The organism is Arthrobacter yangruifuii, from assembly GCF_009192775.1.
Lineage (GTDB): Bacteria > Actinomycetota > Actinomycetes > Actinomycetales > Micrococcaceae > Arthrobacter_B > Arthrobacter_B yangruifuii.
The window spans coordinates 419615-442889 of record NZ_VTFX01000004.1 but is presented as its reverse complement, the minus strand read 5'-3'; the positions used below and the strand labels follow the sequence as shown (position 1 = coordinate 442889).

Annotated in this window: 17 protein-coding genes; 1 reads left to right on the top strand and 16 read right to left on the bottom strand. The window is 65.6% G+C overall.

Features of this window, described 5'->3' with window-relative positions; translation table 11 throughout:
* Positions 1–86: 86 nt before the first annotated feature.
* The 14 genes from GD627_RS10050 to GD627_RS09985 all read right to left on the bottom strand — a co-directional run bounded on the left by GD627_RS10050 (position 87) and on the right by GD627_RS09985 (position 17786).
* The gene (locus GD627_RS10050; RefSeq protein ID WP_146362443.1) at positions 87–710 is read right to left on the bottom strand and encodes a DUF3000 domain-containing protein; all 624 of its coding nucleotides are present in this window, start codon (positions 708–710) and stop codon (positions 87–89) included.
* Positions 711–887: 177 nt separating this feature from the next.
* Positions 888–1067 (bottom strand): hypothetical protein, encoded by a 180-nt coding sequence (locus GD627_RS10045; RefSeq protein ID WP_146362309.1) that lies wholly within the window; start codon positions 1065–1067, stop codon positions 888–890.
* A gap of 92 nt (positions 1068–1159) precedes the next feature.
* Positions 1160–1810, bottom strand: a complete 651-nt coding sequence (locus tag GD627_RS10040; protein WP_146362308.1) for a nuclease-related domain-containing protein — start codon at positions 1808–1810, stop codon at positions 1160–1162.
* Positions 1811–2031: 221 nt separating this feature from the next.
* Entirely contained in the window at positions 2032–2253 is a 222-nt protein-coding gene (locus GD627_RS10035; protein ID WP_146362307.1) for a hypothetical protein, read from the bottom strand.
* Positions 2250–3932 carry a TRAFAC clade GTPase domain-containing protein gene (locus tag GD627_RS10030; RefSeq protein WP_152272365.1) on the bottom strand — a complete coding sequence of 561 codons (1683 nt, stop codon included), beginning with the start codon at positions 3930–3932 and terminating at the stop codon, positions 2250–2252. Before GD627_RS10030 ends, GD627_RS10035 begins: the two co-directional genes overlap by 4 nt.
* A 2-nt stretch (positions 3933–3934) precedes the next feature.
* Complete coding sequence (locus tag GD627_RS10025; protein WP_152272364.1) at positions 3935–5965, bottom strand: GAP1-N2 domain-containing protein; 2031 nt, start codon at positions 5963–5965, stop codon at positions 3935–3937.
* A 9-nt stretch (positions 5966–5974) separates the two neighbouring features.
* On the bottom strand, positions 5975–7183 hold the full coding sequence (locus tag GD627_RS10020) for a TRAFAC clade GTPase domain-containing protein (protein WP_152272363.1): 1209 nt from the start codon (positions 7181–7183) through the stop codon (positions 5975–5977).
* Position 7184: 1 nt separating this feature from the next.
* A complete protein-coding gene (locus tag GD627_RS10015) occupies positions 7185–9884 on the bottom strand; it encodes a fibronectin type III domain-containing protein (RefSeq protein ID WP_152272362.1) in 2700 nt (899 codons plus the stop codon).
* Positions 9885–9900: 16 nt separating this feature from the next.
* Positions 9901–11496, bottom strand: coding sequence for an Hsp70 family protein (locus GD627_RS10010; RefSeq protein WP_152272361.1), 1596 nt, complete (start codon positions 11494–11496; stop codon positions 9901–9903).
* 56 nt (positions 11497–11552) lie between these two features.
* On the bottom strand, positions 11553–12317 hold the full coding sequence (gene grpE, locus GD627_RS10005; RefSeq protein WP_210250485.1) for a nucleotide exchange factor GrpE: 765 nt from the start codon (positions 12315–12317) through the stop codon (positions 11553–11555).
* A gap of 294 nt (positions 12318–12611) precedes the next feature.
* Positions 12612–13691, bottom strand: coding sequence for a threonine aldolase family protein (locus GD627_RS10000; protein WP_246165423.1), 1080 nt, complete (start codon positions 13689–13691; stop codon positions 12612–12614).
* Positions 13692–13726: 35 nt separating this feature from the next.
* Positions 13727–14500 carry an SDR family oxidoreductase gene (locus tag GD627_RS09995; protein ID WP_152272359.1) on the bottom strand — a complete coding sequence of 258 codons (774 nt, stop codon included), beginning with the start codon at positions 14498–14500 and terminating at the stop codon, positions 13727–13729.
* The gene (locus tag GD627_RS09990) at positions 14497–15906 is read right to left on the bottom strand and encodes a DUF6421 family protein (protein ID WP_246165422.1); all 1410 of its coding nucleotides are present in this window, start codon (positions 15904–15906) and stop codon (positions 14497–14499) included. The genes GD627_RS09995 and GD627_RS09990 overlap by 4 nt, the downstream gene beginning before the upstream one ends.
* A gap of 248 nt (positions 15907–16154) precedes the next feature.
* Complete coding sequence (locus tag GD627_RS09985; protein ID WP_152272358.1) at positions 16155–17786, bottom strand: peptide chain release factor 3; 1632 nt, start codon at positions 17784–17786, stop codon at positions 16155–16157.
* A 338-nt stretch (positions 17787–18124) separates the two neighbouring features.
* Between GD627_RS09985 and GD627_RS09980 the strand changes: the two genes are divergently transcribed.
* Positions 18125–19291, top strand: coding sequence for an acetyl-CoA C-acetyltransferase (locus GD627_RS09980; RefSeq protein ID WP_152272357.1), 1167 nt, complete (start codon positions 18125–18127; stop codon positions 19289–19291).
* A gap of 77 nt (positions 19292–19368) precedes the next feature.
* Here GD627_RS09980 and GD627_RS09975 read toward each other — a convergent pair whose 3' ends face one another.
* The gene (locus GD627_RS09975) at positions 19369–22389 is read right to left on the bottom strand and encodes an alpha-mannosidase (protein WP_152272356.1); all 3021 of its coding nucleotides are present in this window, start codon (positions 22387–22389) and stop codon (positions 19369–19371) included.
* Between the two features lie 7 nt (positions 22390–22396).
* Complete coding sequence (locus tag GD627_RS09970) at positions 22397–23275, bottom strand: carbohydrate ABC transporter permease (RefSeq protein WP_152272355.1); 879 nt, start codon at positions 23273–23275, stop codon at positions 22397–22399.

Here is a 23275-nt window from a genome sequence, read left to right as displayed (position 1 = left end):
GGTTCCATTCTACCGGGGAAGACAGTTGCCTCCGACAGTGCGGACACGGTGCAGCTGCCGGTCGAGGCGGTCCGTCGGGCAGGGGACTAGCTGCGGCGCCGTCCGGGAAGGGGAGTGACGCCGTCCGGCAGCGGCGGCAGTCCGGCGAAGGTACACACCATGTCCGCCCATGCTTCCAGATGGGACTGGACGTCGGCGTCGGCCGGGGTCCAGGAAGCCCGGAGCTCAATGTCGATTGAGTCATCCCTGGGCTCGAGCGTGCCGTAGCTTTCCGACAGTACGCGCGTGGCGGTTCCGCCGGCCATGGAATAGCGGGCACCATGCTGCTCCAGTGCCTCCACTAGCCAGGTCCAGGCGACCGAGCCGAGGAGCTGGTCGTTGCCCATGTCCGGTTCGAGCTCCGCGCGGATATAGGTGACAATGCGGAAGGTGCCGTTCCAAACGGGTGAACCCGCCGGATCATGCAGGAGAATGAAGCGGCCGGTGGCCAGCTCAAGCTGGTCGGGGACCAGCGGGGCGCCCGGGCCGTGCAGGCTTCCCGGACCGACGGGACCGGGGGTCAGTACCTCGGCGCCGAGGGATACGGCGTAGGGAGCCAGCCGGGTCGGCGCCGGAATCTCTTCCAGCTTCAGCTCTGCCCGGCAGGCAGCCCGGCGCAGGGCACCGAGGGCCGTCAGGAAATCCGGGGGCACCTGGGACAGGTCACCTATTGCACTCACCTCCGCAGACTATTGCCTGCGCAACACCGGGGCGGAGCAGGCTCGCCGCTGTAGCCGTTTCGTTATCTGCGCCCGCCCGGCCCGGATCCGGAGGGCCGGGGCTACGGGTGGAGGATGCCGAACCGTTGTTTCGGTATATCAGGATTGTGCGCCGATGTACCCCGGTGCTTATTCGAAATTGCCTGCGTAGGCATAGAGCATGATGGAGACGCCGAAAAATACCACGGCGATCAGGCCCCGGGTGTGCCGCCGGCCGGGGAACCGTTTGGGTGTGGTCACCCACCACATAGCCGCGAAGCCGCCGATAAGCGCGACCACGCTGCCGAGGGCGTTCAGTAGATCATTCATGGCGGCGGTTTCGCCTTCCTCTTGATGAAGCTGGTGGGTAGGGGAGAAGCCCGGCAGGCGTCCGACGTCGAACGCCGCCGTCGGACGCCTGCTCAGTCCTTGAGGAGAGCCAGGAGTTTTTGCTGGGTGGCATCGTCGGCATAGCCCGCGCCGCCGGCACGGATAACGGCCAGCATGGCGGGCAGATCGATCAGCTCCACGTTTCCGGGCCAGGCCGTCCCGGGCGCAATATCCCCGAGCCCGTCCTGGGTGGGAATCAGCACTACGTAGCTTTGGATCTGCAGTCCGGGGAAGATCCGACGGAAACGGTCCTGGGCCATGGCCATGTTCCGGGACATGTGCCGGGGTTTGCCGACTTGTTCCCTCGTTGTGTTGTCGCGGCAAAGAAGCCACTGACCGTCTCGGGTGTGCCAGGTGACATCGCCGGAAGCGTAGTACTTCAGGTCAATGAGGTACATGGTTTTGCCTTGCACCACAATGCAGTCGACGTCGGTCTGGTACTTGGAATCGGGCCGCGCCGTACCGTCGTCGCCGGGCATTGCGACAGACCAGTAGGAGGAACAGTCGTCGATGAGGTCCTCCAGGCACAGTGCCTTGTAGAAGCCCACCTCGCCCCGTTGCCCGTTATAGATGCTGGCGCGGTCAAAGTCCGAGTCGAAGAGCCCCAGGCCGGCCAGTCCGTGCGCCCGGAGGGAGACCGGTGCCTGGTAACTGCGCAGCTTTGCGGGCTCAAAACCGGTCATCCGGCCCTTCGCCAGGGGTCTTGCCCGAGTGGCCCCCACCTCCGGTGCCGGCTTCGGACGCTCATACTGCCCTTGATGCGTTCCGGGGTTCGTTCCGGTACGCGGCGTCCCGGTACGCGGCATCCCGGTCCGGCCGGTATTCCGGGGAGGAACGGGCCGGCCTGCGGTTTTCGGCGCGGACGACCCGCTGAGCCCCAGCAGCTTCATCAAAACCCGAAGCTTCACTCCCATGGCAGCCTCAGCCCCTTCGCCCAGTTGGACACCCCGCGGGAGAACTCCAGGTACCCGCTCCACAGGTCCTTGCCGTTGTTGTCGGACAGCAGCCACAGAGCCACGGCCCCAAGCAGTGCCGCCACCACCAGGAGCTGAAGTGTTGAGACCACATTCCGGAAGACCCAGTAACGCACCGGCTGGCTCTTTGACATGATTTTCCGTTCGGTCACGAGTGTGCCGCCTCCTTGTTGAGTTCGTCCGGTGCGTCGGTGCCCGGCGACGGTGGATCCACGGGACCCGCAGACAGCGGTTCGGCACCGCCGTTGGCCAGGACCCAGTCGATGACACGCAGCGGGTGGGACGCGGAACGGGCGGATACGCCCGGGGTTGAATCCACGCCGAAGTAGGCCACTTCCTGGAAATCGGCCTCAATACGCCGGACGAGGTTGTCACCTCCATGGGAGTAGAGCCAGCCGCGTACACCTGCACTGTCCTCCGGCAGCGGTTCGGAGGCGAAAATCTGCCCCACGACATCGGCCTTGGTGACGACCACCGCCAGCTTCTTTTTCCTGAGGTCCTCACCGCTGTCCCGCAGCCGGTCCACGACGCTTGCATAGGCATCGCTCGCCTGTCCCTGGGCAACCTGGACGCCGACTCCGGACAACGTCAGCTGCTCGCGGACTTCGGGGATCGTCAGCGGATCCAGAAGGAACAGGAGCGAGGTGCTCAGGTCCAGGTACCCCAGCGAGCGGGAGCTGTCCGAGTGGACAAAGTTCTCCCCGGCGGCATCCATGAGGTGCAGCTCGACGTCGGATCCGTGCCCGGTGATCAGGAACGGGTAGCCCTCCGGGCGGTCATGATGCTGGGTTTTCAGGGGGGCGCTGCCGGCGGACGTTTCCTCAACCGAGTTGGCAAGAAACTGCTCTGCGGCGGGAGTCAGCGCGCTGAGCCCGGTAGGGGTGCCTTCGTCTTCGCTCATGGAGTGCAGCGCCGTTGCCGTGGTGGCAAGGAACTGGGTCTTTCCGGACCCCACTGAACCGAAGACGGGGGCAACAACTACGCGCCGTGATCCGGCACCCCGGGGCAGTTCCGCATCGCAGAACGGGCAGTGGGCAGTGAGCGCCCGCGATGCCGCCGCTACGGTGAGCGGGATTTTCTCCTCGCATTCGCAGATCCTGGTGCGGATACCCAACGGACCGGGATTGACGTCCCGGTGGATGCGCGGGCACTGCGGGTTGAGGCACCGGTAGCTGGGCATGTTGGTTTCCCGGTAGCACCGGGTGCATTTGACGGTGGCAGCATGCTTTTTCATGTGCCGGCTTTCGCGGATCCGCAGCAGCCGGGTGGTGATCCACTGGGCACTGACGACCAGGGCCTGGATAACCCCCACGATGGTCATCCAGAGGAAGATCCCGCTGAACAACCCGAGAATGTACGCGTATGCGGGAATTCCCAGAAGCAGGAACCTGGCGACACTGAGAAGGGCCTGCAGCAGGACTTTATCGGAGGTGGGCCACCAACGGGTTGCCAGCCCGCGGACGTCCTCAACGAGCAGCGCGGCCTCGCCGCGGACAGCTGCGGCGTCAAAGCGGAGCTGATAGGGAACATAAAGCGGCCAGGCCGCGTCCCAGCCGAATTCCCTGGCCGCGCCCCTGGGTGCGCCCTTGAAGATTTGTCCGTCCCTGATCAGCTGCGGCGTCGCAACCCGCGGGGTCACCGAGGCGCGGCCGCGGAGCACCCGGATGGGAAGAACCACGCCCCAGAGAAGTCCGGCCGTGAAGGTGAAGGCGGCAACCACAACGCTGCAGGCGATCAGGAAACCCAGAAGCCTCATCAGATAGATAAACGCAATCCAGACAACGAAGATCGCGATACCGAGGATGACGACGAAGGCGATGACGTAAGGCATGCTTATTCTTCCTTGGGGGTGCGGCGGCGGATCATGCCCTTGACTCTGCGTCCGGCGTCGGATGCGCGGTCCTTAAGGGAGGGGATGGAGTCAATGAAGTCCGTCAGGTCTCGAATAGCCGTTTCCAGTTCCGGATCCGGATGGTTGCGTACCTCCAGAGCCTCCAGGAGGGCCAGCCAGCGATTGGTGTCCCTGGCATTGACTTCCCTGGGTGAGAGCTGCAGTATCCGCTCGACCCCGGTTTTGATGTGTTCCTGCATGTTGCTGCTGGCGCCGACGGTCTCGATCCAGGCCACCCACAAATCGGCGTCCCTCGGCAGGGAGGTATCGGCGTAGAGAACCCGCCGCCAGGACCCGGGGTCGGGGCGTCGTGTCCGCGTGCGCAGGAGCGCTTCACGGTTGGCCACGTCTTCGCGGGCAACCCGGGCGGCATCGAGCATGCCCAGGAACCGCACGGAGGTGCCCGTGTGCTGTTCCTCCCCGGGAGCCAGGAAATCCCAGGTGCCGGCGCGCAGCTCTTCGAAGGTGGTGCTGGGCAATGCCGGATCGACGGCCGAAACTTCGTTCAGCAGCTGCCCCCGCAGCGCGGCGCGGGCCCGGGACGCCCCGTACCAGCCGTTGACCTCCGGGCCGCTGTGCGGGTTTCGCCTGACGTGCGCGGCGGCCCGGTCCACTGCAGGTCCGAGCCTGTCAGCCGCCAGCAGGGCGGACAGCGGTTTGACCAGTACCAGCAGCGGGCTGAGAGCGGCCGCCGGAGCCTCGAGAATGACCTGGGTGAGGTTTTCCATGAGGGACTCCGGTGCTTCCAGCCTGGGCCATACCCATCCGCCGTCGGGGTTGAGTTCACGCACCCACGTCAAAGCGAATTCGGGCGAAGCCGCAAGCGATTCGAACGTCGGCGCGAGGAGCGCTTCGGCGAGTCCGGGGATTGCGGAGGTGACGGCGAAGCGGGTGGCCCGGGCCGCGCGGGCGAAGTCATCGGCGCTCTGCAGCCGGTAGGAGGAGACGGCTTCGGCCAGCTCATCGAGATAGAGCTCCAGATCGCTGCGCAGCCCGTTGCTGGCCAGCCCCTCAATGATGGATACTCCCAGGTCCCATTCTTCCCGCCCGACGCGGGCCACACGGGTGCCTGTGACTACTTCGGCACCGGCGGCGCCGTAACGGACGCCGATGGCCGGCATCCAGCGCTGGGCGATGTCGATGACCTCGAGGGCATCGAAGGTGTCCAGGCGCAGCGCCCAGTCAAGCACCTTCCGGGCCGACTCGGACGGCTCAATATTGGAGTGTGTCCGTTCCAGGATGTTGATGGTGTGGGTGTCCGTAAGCGGACCCCGCATCAGTTCCGGATGCATACCGACGAGCTTGGCGCTCGTCTGGAACGGGTCCGTGACGAAGGCGCGCAGTTCCAGGCGGTCCGCGGCCGAGGCGTCGAGCAGGAGCGTGCCGAGCGCCATCCAGCGCAGAACAACCTGCAGGTCATCATGGATGAGTATGACCTTTTGCGGGGTCTCCCCGGTGGCCTCTTCGAGCATGGTCAGGTACGCCGGGAGCACCTGCTGCATCCAGGAGTCACTGCGCAGCCAGGAAAGAAGCATGTCGGCTTCGAAACCGCTGCTCAGTTCCAGCGGCGCGAACCACTGCTCGCAGGTGGTGCCGGCCGCCTTTTCCAGGGTCCAGTTCACGGCTCCGAGGATCTGGGCCGGGCGGTATGGACGGATGTCGTCCACTGATCTGGTGACCACGGCCTGGGTCAGCTGGTTCCCGCGCCGGCCGTTTTCCGTGGCTCCGGTCGACATGCCCCGGGAGAAATAGAAGCGCCCGTCCCGCTGCAGAAAAGCCGCCGACGGCGGATGGTCGCGTTCCTCACGGTCCATCGGCCACCGGGTGCTGATCTGGTGAAGCATCAGTTCCCGGATCACCTGCTGGCTGCCCGCGTCCATTCCGGGGGACACGGCCTGGAAGTTGAACCCGTCAACCCCGTCAACTGCTTCGCCGGCGCGGACATCGGTGTAGATACTGCTCTCGAATGCCACCGTAGACTCCTACCCCTCGCTCTTGGGGATGAATCCGCGGTCCGCCATGAGCCACAGCAAGGGGTCCGCAACGCGGTGCGGGAGCAGCCCGCGGGAGCTGACGGAGCCGGAGCGGTAATCCGGCTCCGCACCGAGCGCGGAGACGCCGAACAGGCGGAAGTTGTCATACTCATGTTCGAGTTTGCGGAGCAGGCCGTCCCCGCCCCAGTTCGCCACCAGAGCCATGACGTGGTCGTGAATGGTCCGGGACTCGGCATCATCGAAGGCACTGCTGGAGGAGGACGGCTGGCGCAGCGGATGCGACGCCGGAATCTGGTCAAAGAAGGCGTCAATCTTGGAAACGACCACCGCGAGGGGAACTTTGATCTTCTTATTGCTCTTGACGTTGTGTGCGGTCTGCAGGACGTAGGTAATCCCGTCCAGGGCCGATTCCGGCGTGTCCGCGTCACCGGCGGCAGCACCGAGCTGCTCGGCCCGCTCGCGGTTTTCCGGGAAGGCGAAGGGATCCAGCAGGAGAATGACTCCTGATGCCTGCCCCAGGTATTGCTGCATCATGGCGGTTTCCTGCCGGGAAACATCCTCACCGGCAGTGTCATAGAAGGAGAAAATGGTGGACGCGGTTTTGCCCTTACGGCTGTATTTCCACTCGTAGACAGCGGGCGTTTTCTTCACGGTGCCGCTGGCGGCCGTCTGCGGCGGAAGGGATCCGCCTTCGCGGGCCATGTCTTTTTCAAACATGGCCAGGTCGCGGGCCAAACCCGAGGAGCCGCCCGGCGTATCGATCGCCGCGTCGAACCGGCGGGCAACGCTCTGGACCAGTTCGCGGTGAAGGACGGACAACAGGACGGTCTTGCCGGAGTTGCGGACCCCGATAAGGCCGAACAGCGGCGAATTGTTGTCGATTCCGCGCGGCAGAATGCTATGGCAGGACGGGCACATGCGGATCCCGCTCTCGCCTCCGCAGTCGCCGCAGGTGACCGTGGATTTCCCCAGCAGGTCCTTTCGCTGTCCCTCCGGCTGCCCGGGCTCGGAGATCGCCGGAAGCACCGGGGTGCCGTCGGAGAAGACCTCTTCGCGTTTCCGATCGGGAACCGGCTTGCAGGGAGTCCTGCCCGGGGCTCCGCGCCCGCTGCAGCGGAAGGCCACTTTGCCCACGTTGAGTTCGGCGTAGCAATAGGGGCAGGCGGTTGCCTTGGCGGAAGAAAACAGCGAGAGCATGTCAGCCTTTCAATTGGGAAGTCGGCGGGGCAATGAGAGTGGTTTCGCCGTTGTCCTGCGTGAACAACGACAGCCAGAAAGGCGACTTGACCTTGCCGAGGGAAAGCTCGTGCCGCGAGCTGGTGCCCGCGGTGAAATCGAGGGTGAGGTTCTCAATCAGCTCACCCTCAGCGCTGCTGGTGGGCATGATGGACCCGCGTTTGAGCACCAGGGCCGCCTCAACTGCGGAACCCGCGGCGCTGGATTCGGCCGAGACCACGCACGCCACGTTCCCGGTGAAACCCCGCTTGATGCGTACTTCATAGCGGACGGTCAGCCGGGGGCGGGCCTGCAGCGGGACCGGAAGGGGGTTCGACGCCAGCCGTTCGCCGTCGGCGGTGATCACGGTGGCGATGGTGAGCTTGTCCGCCGCGGCACCGTTGACGATCTTCACGCCGCCGTCCGCCCGGTATCTGGCCCTGGTCACCCGGCGCGTCCGCGGAACTCCGGCAACCTCCCAGGCGACTTCCATGATGTAGTCGCCCTGCGGCCATTCCCACGACACCCGAAGGTCATCACCGAAGGCTTCGGCGAGGACGGCTGTAGGCTGCGGCGCGGATCCCGAAAGGACACTGTTGCCAACGAGGAAACCGGCATCGTCCACGGTGAGGGGGACTACCGCGTTGATTCCTGCGAAGGCCTTGAACAGCATGCGTGTCTCGCTGCCGGATTTTCCGCCGCCGGGCAGGCGGGGGATGGGCTGCCCGCCCCGGGCCTTGGCCTCCTGCAGCGTCATGCGGTGCGGGGGCAGGTCGTTGAGGAGGGGGAACCTCCACAGCTCGACGTCGAAGCCGTCAGCGCTATTCCAGGTGGCCCGGATGATCCCGTCGGAGTCCGGGCCGGTGAGGCGCAGATCAGCCACGGCCGTGGCCTCGCCCCGGGGAATGACGACGAGGGAGGCGTCCTCGGAGAACTTCCGTCCGTCCGGCAGCAGGTAATAGGCCTTGACCGAGAAACGGTAGCTGGCCCCCGTCCGGAGTCCTGCGGCGCGGAAGGACGAACCGCTCGCCAGCTCGGTTTCGATCCGGCTGCCGTCCGGACCCAAGCGGGTCACCACGACACCGGCAGCCTGCGCAGGCCGTGACCAGGTGATGAGGGCACTGGTGGGATCCGATGAGGCGGTGAGGCCGGTGGGCGCAGGAAGGACAGCGATCGAATCGGTTCGGGGACCGGAGAACACCTTCCCGTCCCGGCTGGCGAACACGCTGTAATTGACGGTTTTGCCCGCCGGGGCTGCCGTGTCGGAATAACTTCCGGCACGGATCCGTGTGGCCAGGACGGTGCCGTCCTGCGGGGTGGCGGGGACGCTGCCCTCTTCCCGGACCACCGTGTACTCCAGCGACTCGACCTGCGGCCAGCGCAGCAGCACACTGGTCCCTTCAACCCGCGCCGCCAGGGACGCGGGCGCGGCCGGCGGGATGGAATCCTGCAGGGCGGCCAGGTTGTCATCCGCCCGGTCAATCCGCATGGCCTCCGTCACGGCAGCCAATGCGGAGGGGAAATCACCTGCTGCCATGGACCGGTGGTAGCTCTGGAGCAGGGCCTTCTTCTTCTCGATGAGTTCGGCGACCCGTGCGGAGAGGATACCGTATTCGTTCTCCTCGTCCTCGGCCGGGACCAGGGCGGTGAGGGCCGCGCTCGCCTCTGCCAGCAGCCCCTCACTGAGTTTGTCCCGGACCGTCCCCAGACCGGTGCGGGCCGCGTGGGCACCGGTGCTGAGGGTGCTGACCAGGCGTGAAGCGTCATCGAGGTGGAAGCCCCGGCGCACCAGGTCCTCACGGACCTCCAGCTTCGGTTTTCCCCGGCCCAGCTGTCCGCCCGCCCACTCGATGACCGTACCCAGGACCAGCTGCTGCAGGTCCGCCTGTGAGTGGAGGACGTCCTTGGCCGCGCCGAGGAACTTCTGGGCGTCCTGCAGGGCATCGGTGTCCTGCCCGCGTTCACTCTGGCTCCTGGCGGCGTCGAGGTCGGCAAGGGTGAACGGCCCGCCGCCGGCGGTCAGCTGGTCAAGAAACTGCACGTCCCTGATGTCCTCGCTGCGGTGCAGGAGCAGCAGGTCCAGAACGGATCGGTACTCGGGATGCCTGGCCGCGGCGCGCCAGACGCTCTTGAGTTTGTCCGGGACCCCCGTGGCATCAAGCTGCAGTTTGGTGAAGACCTGCAGGCCCTGTTCGCGGGCAACGTGGAAAATGCTCTTGTCCGTCACGCCCGTGATTCCCACGGTGGAGAGCCGGGACAGCAGCTCGGTGCTCTCCACGAAGCCAAGCGGGTATTCGACGCGTAACTGGCGCAGGCCTTCTTCGAGCTTGGTCCGGATCTGCTTCTGCCGCTGGTCCTGAAGGCGGCCCCAGAAGGAAGGCTCGGTCAGGTCATGTCCCTGCTTTTCCAACAGGTCCAGCAGCGCCTTGAGGAGGGGGGCCGAAGGCAGCTGGGCGCTCTTGTTGAGGGCGGGGACAATCTGCGCCTTCCACGCCTTGAGCTCTTCCGCCTTGACCGGACTGGGAATGTCATACAGGACATTGAGGTCCAGCCGGGCATAGGACGTGCTCCGCTCATCCTGGCGCAGCTCGGCCAGGACTTCCCGGAGTTGCTCGTACCCTTCCCCCTTGGACATGGGTTTCAGGACCGTGTCACGGTATTTCTTTGCGTCAAAACCTGCCATCGGTGTGCGCGCAGCCCTAGGAGCGAAGAGCCAATGCGGTGACCTTCACGGTCTCCTCATCGACCTGTTCCTGGGTGAGCACCGAGACCATGGCCTCGAGCTCAATCTGCTCCTTGCTGACGTCATCGGTCACGATCATTTTCACGATGCCTTCGCCGGTGATATTGACCGTGATGTCAATGGGGGATCCCTTGGGCAGCCCCGCCGGAAGCGGCAGAACGGCGGTCTTCAGTTCCCGGTTGTCCGCGGGGAGCTCTGATTCACGCTCGCCGCCCTGTTCGAAGATGGCAATCTGGACCGAGCGCTGTCCCTCGGAGAGCGTGGCGGCACCGATGGGCTCCGGGGTCTTGGGGATGGAATCGTTGGCGCTGGCGAAGAACGAGATGTACCCGATCTCGTCAGTGACATCGCGGGCAAACTTCACCCCCACACCGCGGGCCAGTACGTTTTCGATGGTGAGGGAAGTCGCCCCGGCGAGGAACGGTCGGGGTGCCGCATTCGCAGCGTCGCCGGGCATGGCTTCCTCTCCTTCGGACAGGAGGACCTCGTCGACTGCCGACTGGCCGTAGATTGCCGCTCCCTTGGCGACGGCCAGGTCAAAATCGGTCGGCTGAGGATCCCAGCCCAGGCGGTTCGTGAGCGCGGCGGAGATCATGGGCATGCGCGAAGATCCGCCCACCAGCAGCACCCGGTCGATGGACAGGCCCGCTTCCTTTTCCGTCGCCGCTTCGAGGGTGCGTGCGGAGATTTCGATGGTCTGGTTCACGAGGTGCTCGGTGGCGGCCTCAAACTCGGCCCGGGTCACCTCGATGTTGGCCTTCTTGCCGTCGTAGGCGCAGCGTATGGTCGCCGTTTCCCGTTTTGTCAGGGACTTCTTGGTTTCTTCGGCTCCGAGGCGCAGGTCCAGCATGAACTCTTCGTCGTAACGCGGATCGTCATCGCCCAGTTCGGCCTGTGCCACGAACTTCTCGACGATCAGGTCCACCAGCGCCGAATCCCAGTCCGCACCGCCCAGCTTCCGGTTGCCGTCAACGGCCACCACTTCAACGCGTCCGGAGTCGACCCGCATCACGGTGGTATCGAATGTGCCGCCGCCGAGGTCATAGACCATAATCGTTTCGGCCCTGCCGCCGCTGATTCCCAGGGACAGCGCAGCAGCCACCGGTTCCGTGACGATGCCGATGACCTCCAGGCCTGCAATGGCCCCGGCCTGCCGCGTGGCTTCGCGTTCCTGGACGCCGAAATACGCCGGAACGGTAATAACCACCTTGGTTGCCTCGGCGCCCGATTCCTTATTGGCGGCGGTGACCAGTTCCTTGAGGATTAGTGCCGAAACTGCTTCGGGCGAGTATGTCTCACCCTGGAAATGCTGCGGGTATTCCGTTCCCATATGCCGTTTGATCAGCAGGCAGGCGTTGTCCGGGTCCGTTATCGCGACGCGTTTGGCTTCAGAGCCCACAATGGCGCTTGACGGGCTTTCGAAGTAAACAACTGAGGGAGTTGTCTGCTCGCCTTCGAAATTGGGAATGATCTCGGCAGCCCCCAGGGAGCTGATTCGTGCGATGGCCGAGTAGGTGGTGCCAAGGTCGATGCCGTAAACGCTGTCATTCATGTAAATCAAAGGTCCTTTGCTCCGAGATGTGCTTTGACTGCGGGAATCCGCGGGAGTCAGCTAATGGTTTGTTCGGAATCCGGCACAGCTTCCGGGGCCGGATCCGGTGCGGTGTGGCGGTATACGCTGACCCGGGCAGGGAGCATTACCCGGTCGGCACCGGCATATTTGTAGCCCTGGCGCTGGACGCGTTGTATCCGTCCATCCAGTTCAGGGTCGGCCGTGGGAACAATCCGTGCGCCGTGGTGAAGCCTGGAGTCAAAAGCGATTCCGGGTGCAGCGCCGACCGGTTCGACGTCATAGAGTGCCAGCAGCTCATCGATGGAGATGGCGAAGAAGTCGAAATCCCCGGCGCTGGAGGGGTCGCGGTCCCGGGCGTCGGCGGCCGCGTCCGCCGCCTGTGCCTGCAGGGTGGCCAGCCGTTCGAAGACCGGCTTCAGGAGCACCCGGACCTGATCGCTCTGCAGGCTTTCAATGCGCGAATGCAGCAGCCGGTTGGTCTCTTCGTAGTGCTGTGCCCTGGAGTGGAAGGACTCGAGGGCAGCATCAATGCGTTTCAGCAGGACCGTCCCGTCATCCGGGAGGCCTGTGCCGCCGGCTGCCTCAGCATTTGCGGCGGCTTCATCCTGAATCTCCCCGGCCGGGGAGGTTCCGTCATTCCCGGCATGCCCTGCAGCCGCGTCCGGAATTGGAGCGGCGTCCGTTTCCGCCGCACTGTCTTCTGTTTCCGTCATTACCGCCTGGTCCGCGGGTATTTCGGCTTCCGGATTTTCTGCCTCAACTGCGGAACCGGTTGCCTGGCCGGAGGAAAGATCGTTCACCAAAGATGCTCCTCGGGGAATTGCAGGGACTATTGAAAGACAATCCACGGGGTTGGCACCCGATGAATGGCAGGTTTCCAAAGAATTACGCGGCAACGTGCGATAGCGAGCATATAGGGTTGTGCAGTCATAAAGGGCACGTCTATAGTGCAGTTCCTCATTGTTGCCTAATCGTCACCTACCCGGAATGAGGGTGCAGGCCGGGGCCTGCGGGATCCGTATACACAAACGAAGAGCGCGGTTCCGGATTGTTTCCGGAACCGCGCTCTTTGTGTGTTGGCGAACTAAAGGATTTTAGTTTCCCAGGGGCGCCGGATCTGCGGCAATTTCCCGGGCAATGGCCGCGGCGAAGGCGTCTACGTCATCTTGGGAGGTGTCGAAGGTGCACATCCAGCGCACCTCGCCGGTGGACTGGTCCCAGTCATAGAAGCGGAAGTCCGCGCGCAGCCGGTCGGCGACGCCGGCAGGCAGCTTGGCGAAGACCGCATTGACCTGGGTGGGCTGGGTGATTTCGACGCCGTCGATCTTCTCCACGGCGGCGCGCAGGCGCTGCGCCATGGCGTTGGCGTGCGACGCCGAACGGTGCCACAGGTCCGTACCGTACAGGGTGACGAACTGCGCCGAAATGAAGCGCATCTTCGAGGCCAGCTGCATGTTCATCTTGCGCAGGTAGTCCAGGCCCGGGGAGGCTTCGGCGTCGAAGGTGATGATGCATTCGCCGTACATCATCCCGTTCTTGGTGCCGCCCAGGGACAGGATGTCCACGCCGGCGTCGGCCGTCATTTCCTTCAGGGACACGCCCAGGGCCGCCGCAGCGTTGCCCAGGCGTGCACCGTCCATATGCAGCTTCATGCCGCGGGCATGGATGTGGTCCGCGATGGCGGCGATTTCCTCCACCGTGTACAACGTGCCGAGCTCGGTGGACTGCGTGATGGACACGGCCAGCGGCTGGGCACGGTGCTCGTCGCCCCAGCCCCAGGCCTCGCGGTCGATCAATTCCGGGGTGAGCTTGCCGTCGTCGGTGGGGATGCCCAGCAGCTTCATGCCGCCGATGCGTTCCGGAGCACCGTTCTCGTCCACGTTGATGTGCGCCGTCGTCGGGCAGATAACGGCACCCCAGCGCGGCAGGAGTGACTGCAGGGCGATGACGTTGGCCCCGGTGCCGTTGAACACGGGGAATGCGCGGATGTGCTTGCCGAACTGGTCGGTCATCACTTCGCGCAGCTTGGCGGTGTACACGTCTTCGCCGTAGGCCACCTGGTGGCCCTGGTTGGCTGCGGTGAGCGCGGCGAGGATTTCCGGATGGACGCCGGAGTAGTTGTCGGAGGCAAAAGCCCGGATGGCACTGTCGTGCAGGGGAAGAATGTCAGTCACGGTTCCTAGTATCTCTTACCTCGATGTAGTTCAGGTCACCTCGGCGGAACGAGGGAAATCCGCTGCCCGTTGATCTCAGCGGCATCCTGCTGGAAGAGCCGGACGGCGGCGGCGGCCAAATCGCGGACGTCGGTGTAACCGGGGAACTTCCGTTCCGGCGAGGCCTTGCGCTGCTGTTCGTCCACCAACGCCTTGACCACAAAAACGACGGCGGCTGAATGCTGGGGTTCGGGGTTTTCCTTCCGCCCGGACTGGCCCCCGGTGAACCCCTGCGCGATGGCCCGCACCCAGGCCTCGGCTGCGGCTTTGGCGGCGGCATAGCCGGCACCGGCCGCGGTGGGGGTGTCCACGGAGGTGGAGGACACGATGGCCAGGCGTCCGACCGGGGACGCCGCAAGCTGGTCATAGAAGCTGCGGCTGACATTGCGGAGGGTGCGCAGGATGTTGGTTTCCAGGAAATCCCAGTCCTGCTCGGTCTGCGAACCGATCCCGGTGCCGGCACGCCAGCCGCCCACCAGATGGATCAGGCCGTCTATCCCACCGTAGATTTCCTGCATGTCGGCCGCCAGGGCCGCCACTTCCTCAGGGTCGTCGAGGTTGCAGGTGCGCAGATCCGCGTTGTTCAGGCGGAACAGGGTGTTCTCCAGCCGTGCCGCGTCGCGGCCGATGGCCACCACCTTGGCCCCCGCGGTGTTCAGGGCTTCGCAGACGGCGGTGCCCGAGGGGCTCCCGGCACCGGCCACGAGGACGGTTCGGCCGCTCAGGACGCCGGTGTCTTCTGCGGGCGCGGTGCCGGGTGCAGTGCTCATTCGGGGGTGCCTCCAGTGCGGTGTCCGGTGATCCCGGCGGTGGATTCGATCACCGGGGCCATCTTCTTGGACAGGGCTTCGTAGAACATGGACAGCGGGAATTCGTCGTCGAGCACCTGGTCGGTGAGTCCGCGCGGCGGTCCGTCCAGCGGCAGGGCCTTGGGGCCTTCGGCCCAGACCGATGCCGGGTTCGGCGTCAGGGTTCCTGCCACCAGATCGTACGCCGCCAGCCAGTGCGCCGTCTTGGGTCGGTCGATGGAACGCCAGTAAAGCTCCTCGATTTCCGCGCCGAGCCGGACCACGACGTCGGCGGTCTCCTCCCAGTCGATGCTCAGCTTGCCGTCGGTCCAGTGCAGCACGTGGTTCTGGTGCATCCAGGCGAAGAGCAGCTGGCCGCCCAGTCCGTCATAGTTGCGCACCCGGCTGCCGGTGATGGCGAAGCGGAAGATGCGGTCGAAGATCACCGCGTACTGGACCAGGCGGGCGTGCCGGCGGGTTTCCTCCGGAGCCTCCTCGTTCCGCTGGATCTTCACGGCCTCGCGGAAGGCGGTGAGGTCGCAGCGCAGTTCTTCCAGCGAGTAGAGGAAGTACGGCATGCGCTGCTTGATCATGAACGGATCAAAGGGCAGATCCCCGCGCATGTGGGTGCGGTCATGGATGAGGTCCCACATGATGAAGGTTTCCTCTGCGAGCTTCTGGTCATGCAGCAGCTCGGCGGCCTCGGCCGGCAGCTGCAGCGAGGTGATGTCCGCTGCGGCGCCGAGCACCTTGCGGAAGCGGGCCGCTTCGCGGTCGGCGAAGATAGCGCCCCAAGTGAAGGCGGGGGTTTCGCGGACGGCAACGGTTTCCGGGAAGAGGACGGCGGAGTTGGTGTCATAGCCGGGGGTGAAGTCCAGGAAGCGGATCGGTACGAAGAGGCCGTTGGAGTACTCGCCGGCCTCCAGCTCGGCCACGAATTCCGGCCAGATGACTTCAATCAGCACTGCTTCCACCAGCCGGGAGGTGGAGCCGTTCTGCGTGTACATGGGGAAGACCACGAGGTGGGCCAGACCGTTGACCCGGTCCCGCTGAGGGGCGAAGGCCATGAGCGAATCGAGGAAATCGGGTTCCTTTTCCAGTCCGGCAGCTGCCCAGCGCTCGAAATCCTCCACAACCAGGCGCAGGTACTCGGCGTCGTGCGGGAACGCCGGAGCCAGGGCCGTGACGGCTGCGGCAATCGTTCCAATCAGTTCGGCTGCCTGCCCGTGGTGCTCCGGATCCACGGATCCGTTTTTGTTCTGCAGGCCCTGGAGGTGCGTGGCGGCCTGCTTCAGCGCTGCCCAGGCCTCGCTGTCAGCGGGACGGGCATCGGCCGCAACGGCGGCGAAGACGGGGCGGGACAGCGAGGAAAAAGCGGGGGAGGACATGGTGCTTGCCTTCCGGAACGGGCTTTTCCGGATGAACCGGATCGGCTGGCGGAGTAATTCCGGCCAGCATACTCACAAATTCCTAACGCTTACCTGTTTGACAGCCATGGATTAGCAACGCTTATGCTCGACCCCCTGTGGCCGGGATCACTCCTGCGGTTCCGCTTCCGTTCGGCAGGATTATTCGCCGACACCGGAGCGCATGGACAGCGCCGTCCCCGAGATGCCCACGGAGGACTAGCGGCGCGCTAGTAGCCGCGGCTGCTGTTCGGGGATTCGGTACCGATGACGGTCAGGGATACCTCCGGGTGGTTCTTTTCCACCCGGCGCAGCGCCCAGACATCGTTGAAGACGGCCACGTACGCGCCGTCGGTACGCACCAGGACCTCGGCGCCGTGGACGTTGGACAGGATTTCCGCCGCGTCGGCGGTGGTCAGCCGGGCCAGCGAGTAGGAAAGCTGCTCGTAGCGCATGGGCGCGTTGAAGTCCTGCGTCATGCGGTCCTCCACCACCTCGAACTGCATGGGGCCGACGGCGGCAAGCACCGGAGCCTGGTCACCGCGCCGGTCCGAGCGCAGCACCTGGATGATGCCTTCGTGCTCGAGCTGGTCGATGCCGCGGCGGAACTGCTTGTACCGGCTGGGGTCCTGGGAGCGGGCCACGCGGAAGTGCTCGGGGGAGAAGAACGGGATGGGCGGGTACTCCACCGGCTCCTCCACATAGAGGCTGTCGCCCACGCGCAGGGCGGAGGCGTTCACCAGCCCGACGACGTCGCCCGGGTAGGCCTGGTCAATCACTTCGCGTTCGCGGCCGAACAGGTGCTGGGCGTACTTGGTGGCGAAGGTCTTGCCCGTGTTGGAGTGGGTGACCACCATGCCGCGTTCGAAGATGCCGGAGCAGACGCGGATGAAGGCCACGTGGTCGCGGTGGGCGCGGTTCATGCCGGCCTGGACCTTGAACACGAAGCCGGAGAACGGTGCCTCGACCGGGCGCAGGCCGCCGTCCTTGTCCTCGCGGGCGGAGGCCGACGGCGCCAGGTCCACCAGGGCGTCGAGGATCTGCTTCACGCCGAAGTTCAGCGCGGCGGAGGAGAAGAGGATGGGGGTGGCCTTGGCGTCCAGGAACTTGTTGCGGTCAAACTCGCGGCCGTCAATCACCAGCTCGGCCTCATCCAGGGAATCGGTCCAGACATCGCCTTCGCGTTCCAGGGCCTGCTCCGGGGTGAAATGGTCTTCCTTGGCCAGCGAGGCGCCGGAGTTCTGCCGTTCGAAGTGGACGTATTCGTCCTTCTGCAGATCCCACACGCCGCGGAAGTCGCCGGCGATGCCCACGGCCCAGGTCAGCGGCATGGGTTCCAGGCCGGTGCGTTCGGTGATTTCGTCCATCAGGGCCAGCGGATCCAGGCCGGGCCGGTCCCATTTGTTGATCACGGTGATGATCGGCAGGTTCCGGGCGCGGCAGACCTCGAAGAGCTTCATGGTCTGGGTTTCCAGGCCCTTCGCGGCATCCACGAGCATCACGGCGCAGTCCACCGCGGCAAGGACGCGGTAGGTGTCCTCGGAGAAGTCGGCGTGGCCGGGGGTGTCCAGCAGGTTGATCACGGTGTCCCGGTAGGCGAACTGCAGGGCCGTGGAGCTGATGGAAATGCCGCGGTCCTTCTCCATCTGCATCCAGTCGGAAACCGTCTCGCGGCGGTTTTCCTTGCCGTTGGTGGCGCCGGCGGTGCCGATCACCCGGGCGTGCAGGGCCAGCGCTTCGGTGAGCGTGGACTTGCCGGCGTCGGGGTGGGAGATCACGGCAAAGGTGCGCCGTCGCGCGGACTCCTTGAGGATCTCTTTGGTGGCGGTGGCGCTGACGGTGGTGGAAACCTGTTGGGACACTCCGCTGCTTTCAGACTCTGGTGGGTGGGACTGCCGGCGGGGGAACTGCTTGCTGCCGGGCAGTCGGCTGCTCAGAACACAGCTTTTTCATTCTACCCGTCCTCTGCCGGGCACCCGGACGGGTGTGTCGGTGCCGGTGCCGGCGTCGGCGTCGCCGTCGTCGCCGTCATCCGCGTCTGGGGCCGGGCGTGCGCGGCCGGACACATACCGCCGGTCTGGTTACCCGCGCGTCGGAATCGCTTATTGTGGTGCACGGCACATGCCTTGCGCATCGAGTGCCGCCCCGGGTCCCGAAGACTCGGCGACCAACCGCCTTACAACGACGAAAGGCCCTCCAAATGGCTGAAGCGTTCATTATCGACGCCGTCCGCACCCCTGTCGGCAAGCGCAACGGGGGACTGAGCAGCATTCACCCGGCGGACCTCGCCGCTCACGTCATTGCCGAAACGGTGCGGCGCGCGGGGATCGATTCCGAGGAATATGACGAGGTCATCCTGGGCGCCATCGACCAGGTGGGACCGCAGGCCATGGACATTGCCCGCACGTCCTGGCTGGCTGCGGGTCTGTCGGAGCGTGTTCCCGGCACCACGGTGGAGCGCCAGTGCGGCTCCGGCCAGCAGGCAATCTCCTACGCAGCGCAGGCCGTGATGAGCGGCACCAGCGATCTGGTGGTTGCCGGCGGCGTGCAGAGCATGTCCTCCGTTCCGTTGTCCTTCGCCAACACCGCGGCCAGGGACCTGGGCTTCCCGAACCCGTTCTCCGGGTCCGTCGGCTGGGAGAAGCGCTACGGCGACCAGCAGATTTCCCAGTTCATCGGGGCCGAGATGATGGTGAAGCAGTGGGGGCTGAGCCGGGAGGAGATGGAGGACTTCGCGGTCGAATCCCATGTCCGTGCCATTGCCGCACAGGCCGAAGGCCGCTTTGACCGGGAGATCCTGCCGATGAACGGCGTCACCGCGGACGAGGGACCGCGGGACCCCAACCGGGCAAAGATCGCCACCCTCGCACCGCTGGCCGAAGGCGGGTCCCTCACCGCAGCCACGTCCTCGCAGATTTCCGACGCCGCTGCGGTCCTGCTGATCGCCTCCGAGGACGCCGTGCGCCGGTACGGCCTGAAGCCGCGTGCCCGGATCCACTCCATCTCCGCCCGCGGGGATGATCCGGTCATGATGCTCAGCGCACCCATTGAAGCCACCCGGCATGCGCTGAAGCGCACCGGCATGAGCATCGAGGACATGGACCTGCTGGAAATCAACGAGGCCTTCGCCTCGGTGGTGCTGGCCTGGCAGCGTGAGCTCGGCGTGGACATGGCCAAGGTCAACGTCAACGGCGGCGGCATTGCCCTGGGCCACCCGATCGGGGCCACCGGTGCCCGGATCATGACCACGCTGCTGCACGAACTCGAGCGCACGGGCGGCCGCTACGGGCTGCAGACCATGTGTGAGGGCGGCGGGCAGGCCAACGTCACCATTATCGAGCGGCTGGACGAGGGCTTCCGGCTCTAGGGGCCGTGAGGCCGGGGCGCACGCCCGCAGAGCTTCACGCTTACCGGTCCCCGGCACGTGCCGGGGACCGGTAAGCGTCATTGGACGCGGAAGCGCAGCGTCATCAGCTCAAAGGGCCGCAGCGACACCTGAACGCCGCCGTCGGTTTTCTCCACGGTCCCGGACTCCACCGGGCGTTCCAGCAGGTCCGTCACCACTACCGACGAGTAGCCGAATCCGGTGCTGATCCGCGCCGCCGCCCGCCCGCCGAACGCTTCATACAGCCGCACGACGACGTCGCCGCTGCGGTCCTGGGCCAGCTTGACCGCCTCGACCACCACCGCGGGGGAATCCACCTCGAGCAGCGGAACCAGCTCGCCTCCGCCAACTTGGGCCACCTCCCGCAACGGCAGGTTGAGCCGGTATCCCTCCGCCACCGCCTCCGGGATTCCCGCGCCAGGGCGCAGCGAAAACCGGAACCGGTGGGGCCCCTGGTCAGTGTGCGGATCCGGAAACACGGGAGAGCGCAGCAGGGACAACCGGACCGTGGTGCAGGGCCGTCCGTCCACTTCGTCCCGGACAGTATCGTGCCCGTAGGTCCTGTCGTTGGCCACGGCGACGCCGAAGCCCGGCTCCGCGACATGGATCCAGCGGTGCGCCACCGTTTCAAAGCGGGCAGCGTCCCACGAGGTGTTGGCATGGGTGGGGCGGTAAAGATGCCCGAACTGGATTTCCGACGCCGCACGGTCGGCATGCACATCCAGTGGAAAGGCCAGCTTGAGCAGCTTCTGCCGCTCGTGCCAGTCCACATCAACGGTGAGGTCCACTGCCCTGCCGTCCGGGCTGAATCCGATCCGCTGGACCAGGGTGGACGCGCTGAAGGACCGCTCGATGCGCAGGATCCGTCCGTCCTCCTCCAGCACCATGGCGTCCGGTTCCATCAGGTTCGTGCTGCTGAACCGGTAGTGCGCGTCCAGGTCCCAGGCGTCCCACTGGTTGGGGGTGTCGCGGAAGAGCTGGAACGAGTTCCCCGGACGTCCCGGCAGGAAGATTTCCCGTCCCCCGGCGACCAGGGAGGTGAACAGACCGGCGTCGTCGACCGTGAGCCGCAGGTGCGGACCGGACAGCTGCCAGCCGGAGCCGGTGTGTTCCCAGAGGACTTCGTCTTCGGTGCCCCGGGGGTCCGGCGCCGGGGCGGAACCGCCCGCGGGCACGTCCTGCTGGGAATAGGGTCCCGCGTTGAGTACTGCGGAGGTTCCGCCGTCGCCCAGGAGGGTCCGGGCGGCACCGTTAATCAGGGCCTCGAGGTCCGCGGCCACCCTGGCGTAGTTGCGCTCGGCTTCCTGGTGCACCCACGCGATGGAGGTGCCGGGAAGGATGTCGTGGAACTGCTGGAGCAGGACGGTATGCCAGGCCCGGTCCAGTGCGTCGTAAGGATAGGGGGCGCCCGTGCGGATGGTGGCAGTGGTGGCCCACAACTCTGCTTCCCGCAGCAGGTGCTCGCTGCGCCGGTTGCCCTTTTTGGTGTTGGCCTGGCTGGTGTAGGTGCCGCGGTGGAACTCCAGGTAGAGCTCCCCGGACCATACCGGCGGCTCCGCGAGCTCCTGCTCCGCCGTGGTGAAGAACTGCTCGGGGCCGGCCAGCTGCACCTTCGGTGAGCCTTCCAGATCCGCAGTCCGGGCAGCCGCGGCGAGCATCTCCCGGGTGGGTCCGCCGCCGCCGTCGCCCCATCCGAACGGCACCAGCGAACTGTTGGCGAAGCCTTTCTCGGCGTACTGGCGCTGTGCACGGGCCAGTTCCTGGCCGGAAAGCTCCGAGTTGTACGTGTCCACGGGAGGGAAGTGGGTAAACAGGCGGGTACCGTCGATGCCCTCCCAGAAGAACGTGGAATGCGGCATGGTATTGGTTTCGTTCCACGAGATCTTCTGCGTGAGGAACCAGCGGGCGCCGGCCGCCCGGGCAATCTGCGGCAGTGCAGCGGAATAGCCGAAGGAATCGGGCAGCCAGACCACCGCGGGGTCCACACCGAACTCCTCCTGGAAGAAGCGCTTCCCGGCGAGGAACTGGCGGGCCAGCGCTTCACCGCCGGGCATATTCGTGTCCGACTCCACCCACATTCCGCCGGTCGGGACAAACCGCCCTTCGCGCACCCGCTCGGCCACCCGCGCGAAAAGCTCCGGGTAGTACTCCTTCAGCCAGGCGTACTGCTGGGCTGACGACGCGGTGAAAATCAGGCCGGGGTCGGAGTCCATCAGCTCCAGCACGTTCGAGAAGGTCCGGGCAACCTTGCGTACGGTTTCGCGCACCGGCCACAGCCAGGCGCTGTCAATGTGGGCGTGCCCGACGGCGGAGATCCGGTGTGTGCTCGCGTACGCCGGACTGGCGAGTACGGCAGCCAGTGCGGCGCGGCCGGCGCCGGCGGTCCCGGTGATATCCGCGGGGTCAACGGCGTCGACGGCCCGTTCCATGGCCCGAAGGATCTCGTGCCGGCGGGGCAGGTCCGTGGGCAGCTCGTGCATGAGCCCGTTCAGGGTCCAGAAATCCCTCGCCAGGTTCCACGCCGGCACATCCAGCAGGGCAAGGTCCGCGGCACGGAAGACGTACAGCGGGGCCTGCCCCGCCGTCGCCCGGTCGCCCATCGGGGTGGGTGCGTAGGTGAAGCCCTCGATCACGTCCGGATTGGAGGCGGCCTCGATGTAGTAGCTGAACGTTTCCCCGGGCCGGTGGGGGAGCGGGACGTGTTGGTTCCGCGGCTCCACGGCCTTCACGATGGAGCCGTGCTCCGTGTAGACCAGCGCCTCGGCCTGGAATCCCGGCCCTGCGCCGCTGAAGCCCAGATCGATAACCAGTTCGGGCCGGGCGCCGTCGTTCCCGGTCCAGTCCGTGGGTACGGTGCCGGCGACCCGGAACCACGTGGTGTCCCACGGAGCACCCCAGGACCGGCCGGCTTCGAAGGGGAGGAATTCCCGGCGTACTGCCTCCTCGAAGGGCACAGGTTCACCCGGTTCGGACCAGGCGGCTAGGTCCAGCGGGCGCCTGTCCCGCCACCTCGCCGGTTCGAGCCGTTCCCGGAGGAACCGGCTGATGCGGGCTTCAACTAGTTCGCGGTTCTCATGCACCGGGCACCTAGCCTTTCATCGCGCCGCTGAGGGCAAAGGAACCGCCCAGCGCGCGGGAAACGATGTAGAGGACAATCACGGGCAGTGAATAGAGGACGGAGAACGCAGCCAGCTCGCCGTAGGCCACGCCGCCGTACTCGTCAAAGAAACGGAAAATGCTCACCGCAGCCGGCTGGTTGTCGGGTGAGAACAGAAGGATGAAGGGAACAAAGAAGTTTCCCCAGGCCTCCAGGAACACGAAGATGAACACCACGGCCAGGCCCGGCCGCATCAGGGGCAGTACCACGTACAGCAGCGCCTTCATGGAGGAGGCCCCGTCAATCCAGGCGGCTTCCTCCAGGGACACCGGTACGGAATCCATGAAGTTCTTGGTCATCCAGATCGCGATGGGCAGGAAGGTGGCGCCCATGAAGAAGATGGTGCCGGCCAGGGAATCCAGCAGGTTCAGCTGCACAAAGAGGCTGTAGACCGGCACCATGATCGCGGTGATCGGCAGGCAGGTACCGAACAGGACGGTGTACATGAACGGACGTTTGAACCGCATCTGGTAACGCGACAGCGGATAGGCGGCGAGCACTGCGGCTATGACGGTGACCAGCGCGGAACCGACGGCGAGGATGAAGCTGTTCAGCAGGGGGATGAAGGTCTGTTCCGCGGTCATGATGGCGCGGAAGTTCTCCAGGGTCAGCGTGGCCGGCACGGCCAGCTCATAGGTGGCATCGGCGTTGACGGAGGCGGCCAGCAGCCAGCTGAGCGGCAGCAGGAAACAGGCTGCCAGGAGCACCAGCACGATATTGGCTGCGCGGGCGCTGCGGGTTCTTCCGGCCCCCCTGCCGGCTCCTTTGGCGGTGGCTTGGGCAGAGGCTGCGGTGACGACGGCGGCCAT